General features: G+C 65.2%; 9 protein-coding genes and 1 pseudogene. 7 read left to right on the forward strand and 3 right to left on the reverse strand.

What is annotated here, in order from left to right; all coding sequences use genetic code 11:
* Positions 1–284 precede the first annotated feature (284 nt).
* Both G3N98_RS10445 and G3N98_RS10450 read right to left on the reverse strand, forming a co-directional pair.
* A complete protein-coding gene (locus G3N98_RS10445) occupies positions 285–2219 on the reverse strand; it encodes an SMP-30/gluconolactonase/LRE family protein (protein ID WP_206148126.1) in 1935 nt (644 codons plus the stop codon).
* Positions 2220–2769: 550 nt separating this feature from the next.
* Complete coding sequence (locus G3N98_RS10450) at positions 2770–4074, reverse strand: dicarboxylate/amino acid:cation symporter (protein WP_089428650.1); 1305 nt, start codon at positions 4072–4074, stop codon at positions 2770–2772.
* A gap of 604 nt (positions 4075–4678) precedes the next feature.
* Between G3N98_RS10450 and G3N98_RS10455 the strand changes: the two genes are divergently transcribed.
* The 3 genes from G3N98_RS10455 to G3N98_RS10465 are packed head-to-tail and all read left to right on the forward strand — an operon-like array spanning position 4679 to position 7148.
* The gene (locus G3N98_RS10455; protein WP_206148127.1) at positions 4679–5824 is read left to right on the forward strand and encodes a glycosyltransferase; all 1146 of its coding nucleotides are present in this window, start codon (positions 4679–4681) and stop codon (positions 5822–5824) included.
* Positions 5824–6390 (forward strand): hypothetical protein, encoded by a 567-nt coding sequence (locus tag G3N98_RS10460; RefSeq protein ID WP_241025846.1) that lies wholly within the window; start codon positions 5824–5826, stop codon positions 6388–6390. The genes G3N98_RS10455 and G3N98_RS10460 overlap by 1 nt, the downstream gene beginning before the upstream one ends.
* Positions 6391–6413: 23 nt before the next feature.
* Positions 6414–7148 (forward strand): polysaccharide deacetylase family protein, encoded by a 735-nt coding sequence (locus tag G3N98_RS10465; protein WP_089473838.1) that lies wholly within the window; start codon positions 6414–6416, stop codon positions 7146–7148.
* 87 nt (positions 7149–7235) lie between these two features.
* Here the strand turns inward: G3N98_RS10465 and G3N98_RS10470 are convergent, their stop codons facing one another.
* On the reverse strand, positions 7236–8318 hold the full coding sequence (locus tag G3N98_RS10470; RefSeq protein WP_089473837.1) for a porin: 1083 nt from the start codon (positions 8316–8318) through the stop codon (positions 7236–7238).
* Positions 8319–8350: 32 nt separating this feature from the next.
* On the opposite strand from G3N98_RS10470, the gene G3N98_RS10475 reads away from it, so the two are divergent.
* From G3N98_RS10475 to G3N98_RS10490, 4 genes and pseudogenes are all read left to right on the forward strand, one after another.
* A complete protein-coding gene (locus tag G3N98_RS10475; RefSeq protein ID WP_206148128.1) occupies positions 8351–8782 on the forward strand; it encodes a hypothetical protein in 432 nt (143 codons plus the stop codon).
* 363 nt (positions 8783–9145) lie between these two features.
* Entirely contained in the window at positions 9146–11872 is a 2727-nt protein-coding gene (locus G3N98_RS10480) for a LuxR C-terminal-related transcriptional regulator (RefSeq protein WP_206148129.1), read from the forward strand.
* A gap of 88 nt (positions 11873–11960) precedes the next feature.
* The gene (locus G3N98_RS10485; protein ID WP_206148133.1) at positions 11961–12182 is read left to right on the forward strand and encodes a hypothetical protein; all 222 of its coding nucleotides are present in this window, start codon (positions 11961–11963) and stop codon (positions 12180–12182) included.
* Positions 12183–12513: 331 nt separating this feature from the next.
* A pseudogene (locus tag G3N98_RS10490) lies at positions 12514–12721 on the forward strand (hypothetical protein); the annotation flags it as partial.

Genomic DNA, 12721 nt, shown 5'->3' on the forward strand with positions numbered 1-12721 from the left:
CGGTGCAACCCGTCAGTCGATTCGGTTCATCGTCGTGGGCACGCGCAGTGCCGCCGGCGCCGCTGTCATTGTGCCCTTATCGGGTTTTCCGTGTCGGGAGGTTCAGGACAGCCGCCCGGCGGGCGGTGAGGCGCGCGTTGCGCACGCCGGTCATTACGAACGCGCGATGTGGAAATTCCGTGGAAGCGGCATGGAAATCCCGCGAAACCGCGATGAATCACATCATGGCGTCGCGAGCCCGGCCGCCGACCGAGGTCGAGGCGGCCGCGCATGCCTCATCAAAGTCAGGGCGTCCAGCGATACACGGTGATGCTGTTCCCTTTCACGTTGTTCTTCATCACCACGTACTCGCCATTCGATCGGCGGTATGCGCGGATGCTGTACATCGCATCGATCGCGCTGCTGGTATCGACGGTCGCGGGGCTCGCGTTGACCAGCGTGGTATCGAGCTTGCCGGTGGTGAGGTTGAACGCGTCGACGTTCGGCCACAGCGGCCCGCTGCTGCTGAACCAGTAGCCGACGAACAGATGGTTGCCCACCGCGTCGATCGATTTCGCGCCGCTGTGCGGCAGCGTGATCACCGGGTCGGGCTTCGTCGTGTTGCCCGCGCTCCAGCCGTGATACACCTCGATGCGCGTGCCGATCGACGTCCAGTCGTTGCTCCCGATGGCGCCCTGCGCGAGCACCATCGTGTCGCTGTCCGCGAGATAGACGATGCGCGTGAGCGGCTGGATGCTGTCGGGCACGCGGGTCGCGACGCCCGGCCCCCACGACGGCTTGCCGCTCGCGTCGAAACCGGTCAGCGGGTAGTGGGTAATCGCGCCGGTCTTGTCGAGGCCGGCCCACACGCCGCCCTTGCTGTCGATGCTGAAGCCGCTCGTCACGCGCCGCGTGGTGTTGAACGCGGGGCCCGGAATCGCGCCGTCCGGAATCGCGATATAGCCGTTCGCCGCGTTGAAGTGGAAGAAATAGAAGATCGGCGGGTTCTGGCCGGCCGCGACGAGGATCCGGTTCGCGCCCACCGACGTGAGCAGCCCGAAATGCTCGTCGCGCTGCGTGTCGCTCATGTTGATGCGCGGATCGGCCGGATACGTGAACGGATCGACCGTGTTCGCGACGAACGTGCCGCCCGCGCCGCCGCTGTACACATGCGTGCCGCCGTAGAACAGCGCGCCGTCCGTGACCGGGTCCGGCGCGGCGATCCCCTCGAAGTTCAGCGACTGCAGCGTCCACCGCAGGCTGCCGGTGCTGCTGTACGCGTGAATGTCGGTCGCGCCGTTGCGGCCGAGATCCCAGCTGCCGCCCCATGGATTGTTGAGCACATAGAGATTGCCGCCGGTGTCCTTGCCGAGCCCGACGATGCGCGTGAAGCGCTGCGCGCCGACCTGCCCCTTGATGCCCGTCGTCGTGTCGAGATAGCCGCCGCGCACGCCGAACGTGCCGGCCAGCGCGGGCCGGCCCGACACCGTATAGCGCTTGATGTTCTGGTCGGGGCCTTCGTCGCCCACCAGCAACTGGCCGGCCACCGCATCGAAAACCAGTGCCGACGGCTGCGACCCGGCCGGCATCCGGATCGTGTTCAGCAGCGCACCGGCCGGGCTGAAGCCGGCGATCGCGCCCGCGCTCTTCTGCGCGACCCACACGTTGCCCGCGCCATCCACCGCGAGCGCACCCGGTGCTGACACGCTGATGTCCCGCTGCCACACGCCGTCGGTGGTGAATACACGCACGCGATTGCCGTAGAAGTCGCTCGCATAGAGCAGCGAGCCCGCCGTCGCGAGCCCGGTGACGACGTCGATGCGCGGCTGGTTGGTCGCCGCGCTGACCTGGATGACAAGGTCGCGATACTTCGTCGCGCGGTTGTAGCGCCCCACCGCGCCGCTGCCGTAGGTCTTGCCGGGCTGCAGCGCAACGAACAGCGACGTCGCGTTACCGGTGATCGCGCTGCCCTGGAACTCCGAGTGCGTGCCGATCGAGCCGATGCTCTTGCCGTTCTGGTAGATCGCGACACCGCCCTCGTCCTCGTCCCACATCGACGCCGTATAGATCACGCCTTCGGGCGCGACCCACATCGCGCGCGCGACGTTGCCGACGTGGGCCGCGAGCGTGCCGTACGTATTCGCCAGCCAGTCGGTGGTGTTGCCTGCGTAAACGGCGGGAGTAATCGCGGCGATCGCTGCGGCGAGAAGCGCAGCCTGAAACCGTTGTCGGGCGACCATGACGGATGCTCTCCTGAATGGTGCGAACATTCACATGAAGGGCCGGCCGGATGGCTTGAAAACCGTAATGCGTAAATTCTTCCCCTGAATCATCCGGCGCAGTCGGTATTACGTGCAGCATGCGTTCGATAATGCGCAGCGCGAGAATAGCGTTATATAAATCGAAAAAAATTGCGAATCGCTCGTGGCATTGCGCTTTTCACGGGTTCGGCTCTAATGGCGTTGCCCGTGACACCCAAGCATGCTTATGGCGAGCGCGACTGCGCGACAGTGAATGGTCACTTACACGTCGAATCCAGGATCGGGAAAACCGGGCTTGCGCGTGCCTGTGGGAATATCGCCGAGTGTTCAACGATGACGGATTGAAACGGCGAGCGCCAGGTGTCAATCGGGGAATCAGGGAATCGAGGAAAACGACCGCATTCAAGACGGAATCATCTCCCCAAAACAAATCGCCGGCCTGAATCCGTTTCGAATCCAGGCCGGCGATTATCCACTACCGGGAAGCAGGCAGCGCACCACTATCGCTGCGCTGCCGCATTGCTGCACATCATGCCGATGCCGAGGTCTCCGGCGCCTTCACCTGCATCGCGCGTCCATTGCCCGGATCGTTGTCGTCGCGCGGGTCGTCGAGCTGCCCTTCCCATTTCGCGACCACGGCCGCCGCGATCGAGTTGCCGACCGCGTTGGTGGCCGAGCGCCCCATGTCGAGGAACATGTCGACGCCCATGATCAGCAGCAACCCGGCTTCGGGCAGGTTGAACTGGTTGAGCGTCGCCGCGATCACGACCAGCGACGCGCGCGGCACGCCCGCCATCCCCTTCGACGTGACCATCAGCATCAGCAGCATCGTGATCTGCGTGCCCAGCGGCAGATGAATGCCGTACACCTGCGCGATGAACAGCACCGCGAACGTGCAGTACATCATCGAGCCGTCGAGGTTGAACGAATAGCCGATCGGCAGCACGAAGCTCGAGATCTTGCGGTTCACGCCGAAACGGTCGAGCGCGTCCAGCAGCTTCGGATATGCGGCTTCGGAGCTCGCCGTCGCGAACGACAGCAGGAACGGCTCGCGGATCAGCCGGATCAGCGTGAACGCGCGCTTGCCGAGGAACGTCACGCCGGCGAGCGTCAGCACGCCCCACAGCAGCGCCAGTGCCAGATAGAAGCTCGCCATGAACTTCGCGAACGTGAGCAGGATGCCGAGCCCCTGGGTGGTGATCGTCGACGCCAGCGCCGCGAACACCGCGACCGGCGCGAACCACATCACCGCGCCCGTCACCTTCAGCATCACCTGCGCAAGATCGTCGATCACGCCGGTCAGGCGCTTGCCCGACTCGCCGAGCGCGGACAGCGCGGTGCCGAAGAAGATCGAGAACACGACGATCTGCAGGATTTCGTTGTTCGCCATCGCTTCCGCGATCGACTTCGGCACCAGGTGGACCACGAAGTCCTTCAGCGTGAAGGCGCCCGTCTTCAGCCCGAGGGACGCATCGGACGCCGGCAGCGGCAGGCTCAGATGGCTGCCCGGTTGCAGGATCGTGGCGGTCAGCAGGCCGAGCAGCAACGACGTGAACGACGCGATGAAAAACCAGCCGAACGCCTTGACGCCGACGCGGCCCACGGCACTGCCGTCGCCCATCTGCGCAATGCCGACGGTCAGCGTCGCGAATACCAGCGGCGCGATGATCATCTTGATCAGGCGCAGGAATATGTCGGACAGCAACGACACGTAGCCGGCAACCTCCTTCGCCATGTTCGGGTCGGGAAACGCGCTATGACAGGCGTAACCCACTGCGATTCCAAGAATCATCGCGACAACGATGTACTTGGTGATGTTGTGCTTCTTCTTCATTAGTAATCCAAATCACAAAGCGTATGTTGTTAACGGCTGGCACATCTTCCGCGCCCGGCTACGAATCGAAACCCACGTCTCTCTGGGTGCGACGAGTCCGCCATCGGCAGTCGCCATGGCGGACAAGGGGGGGCATTCTAACGCAAATGGCCGCCCGGCTTTCGAATCTGAAAGTCGAGGGGGTTGATCTGCGTCCGGATGCCGTCGAAAAGTCGGGTTTTGTCGCGATCCAGCCCGCTTCTTGCCCCCGCCGGCGAGGGTAATCAGGCCGCATCAAGGTCGCACCGGGCTCGCCGCGCTCCACGCACCGGCGACAGGAACCCTGTCGCCGGACTCCCCTCCTCCCCGGCGGCATCGCACCGCGTGACGACACGGTGAACGATCGCGACACATGTTCACAAAGATGCGCAGACCTCGACACTACGGTACGTAATGCTTCTGTAATATTTGGAAACGATTCGCGGTGACGCCCCGCCCGGGCGTCGATGCGCGATCCCGCATCGACAACGCGGGACCAGGTTCGAGTCATTGCTTTCAACAGGCGGACACGCTCATTTTCTCAGCAGTCCTGCCCAATGAATGATCGGGGAAAGGCGGCATCGCGATGAACATTCTGTATACCAACTTCCACGGCGACTACGGCGGCGGCCAGGACACCTACGTCCGTGATCTCGCCGCCGCGATGAGCCGGCATCATCGCGTGACCGTCGCGTCACCGGAAGGCAGCCGCCTGTCGCGACTGTTGAAGGACAGTCCCGACGTGGCCATCTTCGACATGGAATTCAAGCCGCGCTGGAACCGGCTGTGCCAGGAAATCCTCCGGCTGCGCCAGCGGATCGCAGCCGAGCGCTTCGACGTCATCCATGTGAACGGCTCCGCCGATCACCGGCAGGTAATGCTCGCGCTGCTCGGCTGCCGGTATCGGCCCGCCGTCGTGCTCACCAAGCACAACACCTACCGCGCCGACAGCTTCGGCAACGTGCTGCGCGCACGCCTCGCCACCGACCACACCATCGCGGTCAGCGACTACGTCGCGGGCATGCTCGCGCTCCGGTCGCCGTACGGGAACGTCACGGTCGTCAAGCACGGCGTGCGCCGGCAGGCCGCCGAACGCCTGGCCCGCGACGAAATCCGTCGCCGCAAGATCGCGCTGTTCGGGCCGTCCGCCGCGGACGCGATCGTGCTGGGCAGCAGCGCCGGCACCGCGCCGGAGAAAGGCTGGATGGACCTGATCGCGGCGCTGGGCCGCCTGCCCGAACACGAGCGCGAGCGGTTTCGCGTGCTGCTGGTCGGCGCGGAGCCGACCGCCGAGCAACGCGAACAGATCGCGCTGCACCGCATGGCCGCGCGCACGGCGTTCACCGGCCGCCTCGACGACGTGCGGACACCGTTCTCGATCATCGACGTGTCGTTCGTGCTGTCGTACCACGAGAGCCTGTCGTATGCGTGCCGCGAAGCGATGTCGCTCGGCTGCCCCGCGATCGTCACGCGCGTGGGCGGGCTGCCCGAGAACGTCGAGCCGGGCGTGGACGGCTGGGTCGTCCCGCCGCGCGAGCCCGAAGCGATCGAGGCCATCCTGCGCGCGATCGTGCGCGAGCCCGGTTGCGTGCGCGCGATGGGGCGCAGCGCGCGGCTGAAGGGCAAGCGTGAATTCTCGTTCGAACGATTCATCGACGCGACGCTGTCCGTCTATCAGAAATCGATTCGTCACAACCCGTATCGTCGGGTGACATCCATGAGGTCCGTTTAATGGCAATGAATATCTGGAAGAAGTACTGGGACCTGCGCACGCAGGAGTGCCCGTGTGACGTGCACTTCGTCGAATGGCTGGAAACCGCGCGCCTCAACGGCATCCGCATCTATCACTTCGGCACCGGCGGCCATCATCATGTCGGCGTGGAATGCGCGCGGCCGCACCTGAACAACACCGTCTTCGGCGTGACGGCGTCGCCGAAGGAATACAAGTCGTACGTCGATCTCGTCACGCGGCAACCGGAGGTGAGCAAGACCTATCTGGCCTATTTCGGTGACATCTATACGAGCAATTCGGACCTGCTGCCGGCGTTCGACGTCGTCACGCTGTTCCATCTGTGCGAATTCCGCGACGAGACGAACAGCCGCTACGGCGCGAAGACCGACGCCGAAGTGCTCGACCTGTTCGCACGACACACCGCGCGCGACGGCCACCTGCTGTTCTACAAGGGCTCGTCGGCGTACCGGAAGGCCGAGCCGATCATCGAGCAATGGGCGGCGAATGCCGATTTCGTCGAAATCGGCGACTTCAAGACCCTGCGGATTTTCCGCAAGGCCGCGTAAATCCCCGTTCCCGCGACCCGCTCATGCTGCTGCCCGCCACGCGCTACCCGATCCTGATGTATCACCAGGTCCGCACGCCGCCGCCGCCGCCCGACCGGCTGCGCAGCCTGAGCGTCGCACCCGACGCGTTCCGCCGCCAGATGACGCTGTTCAGGCGGCTCGGCTACCGCGGCCTGAGCGTGCGCGAACTGCAGCCGTACCTGCGCGGCGAGCGCAGCGGGAAGGTCTTCGGCATCACGTTCGACGACGGCTTTCTCAACGTGCTGACGCATGCGATGCCCGTGCTCGATGCGCTCGGCTTCACCGCGACCTGCTACTTCGTCGCCGGCCGGTTCGGCGGCGAGAACGACTGGGATGCGGCCGCCGATACCGCACGCTCGCCGCTGATGACGCACGCGGACATGCTCGCTTGGCGCGATCACGGCCATGAAATCGGCTCGCATACGCTCGACCACGTCGCGCTGTCGCACGTTCCGGCGCACGTGTCGGAGGTTCAGATCGTCGAATCGAAGCAGCGGCTCGAAGCGTTGAGCGGCCAGACGGTCGAATCGTTCTGCTACCCGTACGGCGATCTGGACCCGCGCGTGCGCGACCAGGTCGCCGCCGCGGGTTACCACAACGCGACGACGACCCGGCGCGGCTGCGCCGATGTGCGCGACGATCGGTTCCTGTTGCCGCGGATCACGGTCGCGGGCGGCGTCGGTGCGATGCGGCTGTGGTTCAAGTGTGCGAAGGCGCGGGTTCAGCGGCGCAGGTAGCCCTGGAACCGTCCTGGGCACACCTTACGCGTCCTGCCAGCACGCCGCCGGGCACCACGTCGGCACCGCGGCGGCGCAGGCTCCCGCCTAGAACGTATGACGAAGGCCGACCACCGTCCCGACGGTCGTTCCGCGCCCCTCGTGCAGCGCGCCGTTGATCGCGAGCCCGGTATTCATCAGGCCGTGGTTGTGGACCACCCCGACCTGCCCGTACACCGTCGTCGCTTTCGACAGGAAGTACCTCAACCCGATCGCGGTCAGCACCGAACGGTTGCCGGTATCGTTGCCGTCGCTCGTCAGCCATGCGCCCGCGTCGGCTTCGACCGCGGGCGTAAACAAATAACTTGCCCCGGCCCCGTACACGCGGCTGTCGAACCCGCCGCTCACTTTGTAGAGCGCGTAGGAACCCTTGACGGTCAGGTTGCCGACACTGTATGCCGCACCAATGGTCCGGCCGGTAAACGGGACGGTGCTGGGAATCGGCGTCCCCGGCGTGCCGCCCGCGTTGCCGTTGTAGAGCGCCGCCGTGACGAGGAATCCGCCTCGCTGGTACTTGAGGCTCGCCGAATACTGCCGCCCCGCCTGGAAATCGCCCGCCTTCCCGCCCAGTCCGAACATCGCGCTACCCTGGAAGCCGGCGATGTCCGGGCTCGTGTAGGACACGGCGTTCTGGTTGAACAGCCCCGTCACCAGCACGCTGTCGACATAGATGACGGCGCCGCTGCCGAAATAGGCCACGTCGCGCGGGTCGGTTCCGATCAGCGACAGCACGAACGGCGAGTATTGCAGGCCGGCCTTGACCGCCCCTAAATCGCCGCTCAACCCGATCCACGCTTGGCGGCCGAACAGGTTGCCGTTTGAATTGCCCAACGCGCCGCTCGGGACGTCGATGCCGCTCTCGAGGACGAACGTCGCCTTCATCCCGCCGCCCAGATCCTCCACGCCCCGCAAGCCGAATCGCGATGCCGCCGCGGCACCGTCGACCATCGCGAACTTGTGGCCGTCGTTCGCGCCGGTCCTCGTATTCAGCGACTTGTTCGTGTAGAGCACGGCGGCATCGAGCACCCCGTAGAGCGTGACGCTGCTCTGGGCATGCACCATGCCGGACGTCGCGCCCAGCGACGCAGCAATGGCCAGGCCGAGCGTTCCCTGACGCCAAGTCGATTTCATGTCTATCCTCCAAACCCAGATCGTTATTTTCAATGTCGCGTCACGGCAAAGTGCCGATCGGCGCTTTCGCTACACGTCACAACCTGTCCGTCACGGCCGGTGCTCGCGCCGAGCGGAGACTTCCCAATCCGGACGCGCCGCGTCCGGCAGAAACCGAGCGCGCGTCGATGCGGTCGACGACGCGTATCGCCTTCATCGACGGCATTGAATGTCGAGTGACAATCAATCGCCACACGCCATCCGGCATTCACCATGAGGCGATCGAACCGTCACGGCTCACGATGACCCGCGCGGGCCAACGATGTGGCTGCGGCGGGCCGATCCCGGCACATGGAGGGAATGGCGTACGCGAATCGCATCGACCAGCGGCAACGCTCGCGAATGCGCATGTGCGTCAGGCGGCGAACCTCGTCGGCTCCCCGGGTGTGGTTCGCAGCAGGCAGGTACAGGTCGAGGACGTCTGACCGACCGGCGATGCGGCGTGCACGCAGGACTCCTTGACGAATTTCCGGTAGAGCGCGATTCGACGAAGCACGTCGTTCACGACGTCATGCGAAACGATGATGACCGTATCGCAGCGTCGGACCGACGTGGACCGAATGCAAGACTAAGAGCAGGCCGGGGGGATTTGCCCCCCTCCAAAGGGGAGGCAGAAGTCTGGCGACGGGGGGGGTGCCATGCGATCGCCCCCCTACCGTGGGAAAACCCCCATCGTCGTGGGGGCGACTATCATTAACATGATGTGGTGCATTCCGGACTTTCCCCCCATGAACTCGCCGTCCGAATCCGATGAGCCCCTTTGGAATCTCTCGCTGATACAGACGAAAATGGCGCCACCGCGCCCGCCCCGGTTCCGAGTCGCGCGGCGGACGCTGTCGAAGAAGCTGGCCGCGACGGCCGAACACGCAGTCACGCTGGTCATCGCGCCGGCCGGTTTCGGCAAGACGACGACGCTGTCCGAATGGTGCGAAGTGCTCCGCACCCGCCATCAGCTCGTCGCGTGGCTGAGCCTGGACCATGACGACGACCATCCCGATCAGCTCGGCGCCTACCTCGTTGCTTCGTTGAACCATGGCACGGGCGGCGTCGGTCGGCAGGCAGAAAAGCTGCTGCGCCACGATCCGATGACGCCCGGCAAGACGGTCATCTCCGTGCTGCTCAACGAGATCGCCGCGTGCGGCAAACCGGTCTTTCTGATCCTCGACGATTTCGACCGGCTCACGTCGCCCCCGGTATGTGCGGTGGTGTCGCGCCTGTTGCGCTACGCGCCGGCGAATTTCCACGTCCTGCTCGGCGCGCGGGGCGAGCCGAGGCTGGCGCTGGCCCAGTTCCGCACGCAGGGCCAGCTTCTGCGGATCGACGAATCGGATCTGCGCTTCTCCGCCGACGATGCACAGGCGTTCTTCGCACGCACCGGCACCGCGCCGCTCGATCGCGGCGCCGTCGAGATGCTGAATGACGCGACCGAAGGATGGATCACGGGCCTGCAACTCGCGTCGCTGTCGCTGAAGGAAGAAACGGACGCCGCCAAGGTCGCGCGCGATCTCGCCGGCAATCGATTCGGCATCGACACCTATCTCGACGACGCCGTTCTGTCACATCTGCCGCGCCCCGTGTATCAGTTCCTGCTGCGGACCTCGATCGTCGATCACCTGAGCCCCGACCTCTGCGACGCCATCATGGGCGCCGGCGCACGCAGCTGGGAAAAGCTCGACTGGCTCGAGCGTCACAACCTGTTCATCCGTGCGCTCGACGACGAGCGTCAATGGTTCCGCTATCACGCATTGCTGTCCGACGCGCTGAGGCGGCGGGCCGCCCGGCAACTGGCCGATGAATTGCCGCGGCTTCACCAACGCGCCGGCCAGTGGTTCGCGAATGCGCGGCAATGGCCGGACGCCGTGCGTCACGCGCTCGCCGCCGGTGACACACTGCAGGCCGCGATCTGGGTCGAGAACTGCGCAGCGGCGTTGATGGATCGCAGCGACGTGAACACGCTGCTGAGCCTGATCGGCAAGCTGCCGCGCCAACTGGTGAAGTCGCGGCTGCGCTTGCGACTGGCGAATGCATGGGCGCTTGCGTTCCTGATGCGCATGCCGGAAGCCGGCGAGGTGCTGCGACACGCGCAATCCGACTTTGCGCGCCATCACACCGATCGCACGCGGACAGAAGGCGAACCCGACGCGGCGCTGCCGATCGAGATGATCGCGGTGGATGCGGCGATTTCCGGCTTCGACGACGACAGCTACCGGTCACTCGAACTGGGACGCGAAGTCGTCCTCTCGTCGTTGCCCGCGTCCGCGTGGGTCAGGCGGCTCGGCGAAACGGCGCACATCTTCGGCCTGATCTACGACAGCCGCTTCGACGAGGTCGAGCGCCTCAGGCACGGCGCAGCCGCCGTCCCGGCCGACGATCACGACTTCATCTACGCCAACGTCTACCGCGAATGCATGTTCGGGCTGAACCTGCTGGTGAGCGGCCGCCTGCCGGAAGCGATGGTGCTGATGGAGTCGGCGATCGCGCATGCGGAAGCGAACGTGTTCCGCCAGTCGGCGGCGGCGGCGGTTCCGGCGGGCTACCTGGCGGCACTCTGCTACGAGCAGAATGACGTGTCCCGTGCGCGGCAGTTGATCAACGATCGCTCGGCCATCACGGCGGAAGCGTGCCCGCTCGGCTCTCTGTCGAGCTACTGCCGCACCGCGGCGCGGCTCCACGCGCGAAACGACGACATCGCATCCGCGCTGCTGTGCCTGCAGCAGGCCAGCGAAATCGCAGCGTCCCGACACTGGTTGCGCATGCGTGCATCGTGTGACGCGGAAATCGTGCGGCTGTGCCTGCAGCAGGGCTGGGGCGATCGCGCAAGGGAAACCGCCGACGCACTGGGCGCACTGATGCCCGATCAGGTCCCGACGCCGATGGGCAGCTTCATCGAGACGTGGGCCAGCTGGTGCGAGATCAAGGCACGCCTCGACATCGCGACAGGCCGGCCGGATCGGGCCGCCGAACGGCTGCGCGAGTTGAGGACCACGCTCTCCCGTGCCGGGATGACCTACCTGGAAGCACGGATGTCGCTGCTGTACGCCATGGCGCTCCAGCAGGAACACGCGCATGAAGCGGCGTCGGCCGCGCTGACGGACGCGCTGCGCTATGCGCAGCCGAACGGCATGATCGGCAGTTTCGTCGACGAAGGCGAACCGATGCTGCGCCTGCTGACTCAGTTGCGGCGCGAAGCGCCCGGACGCGATGCCGTTCAACCGGCCTTCGTCGACCAACTGCTCGCCGCGTTCGATCCGCGTCGCACACCGACGGACGACGGCGACGTGCGCGACGCGCGAAACCTGCTCAGCGCGCGTGAGATCGAGATCCTCAATCACATTGCCCGCGGCATGTCGAACAAGGAAATCGGGCGGGCGCTGCGGGTCGCGCCCGAGACCATCAAGTGGCATCTGAAGAACATCTTCGAGAAGCTCAAGGTCGGCTCGCGCTCCGAGGCCGTCCAGAGCGCGCTCGGCGTGACACCGGCCGAGCGCGGCAAGGTCAGGGAAGCCAATTCCTGACACACATGCGACGCATCGTATTTATGACGATCGGAAACCCGTCTCCAACGCTGTCCCATCCGGACGACACCCGTCGAAAACCAGCTGCATGACCGCAATGGACCCCGATATTCAGAACAGGCTCCGCCGCTATCGCGAGCGAGAGATCGACCTGCATCAGTTGCGCGTGTGGCTCGACGGAGAAAGAACGCGTGTGGACGCACACATTCCCCGCTGTGAATGGCTGAAACCGAGGCGAGGCAGTGAAGCGCAGAGCAACGGTCCGATCGCGCATCTGCTTCCGGCGTGCAATCTGGGCGCTGTCCAATGACGAGCGCACCCGCGGCCTCGCGCTGCTGTGCTGCTCGAAGGCGCGGTGCGATCTCGAAATCGACGTGCGTGAAATCGCCGGCGTCCCGCGAGAGCCTGGCGTCGATGGACGTCTTTGTGCGGTTTGATGGAGAAACAATGGATTCGGAATAAAAAAAGCAGCGATGCCAAAGGGGCTTTCCAGGTGCACACAATCTGTTACGACAATGGCGACCCTTCTTTTGATCGGAGTGCTATCTTTCTCCGGCCTTTCGTTGAAATGACTCGTTGAAACGAATCGGCAGCAACGCAAGAAACCGGACTTCAGATTGAGCACAAGGAAGAGCATTCGCATGTCGAAGAAGATCGCCTCCGCATTCATCGTCACCGCGGCCGCGGTGATTTCACTGCCGGCCGTGGCAGACAACTGGGACAACGCGCTCGGCGGTGCGCTGGGCGGTGTCGCCGGCGCAACCGTCGGCGACGCACTGGGCGGCCGCACCGGCGCGGTGGTGGGTGGCGCCATCGGCGGTGGCGCCGGCGGCGCGATCGCGGCGAACC

The sequence above is a fragment of the Burkholderia sp. Tr-20390 genome (assembly GCF_017104595.1).
Classification (GTDB): Bacteria; Pseudomonadota; Gammaproteobacteria; order Burkholderiales; family Burkholderiaceae; genus Burkholderia.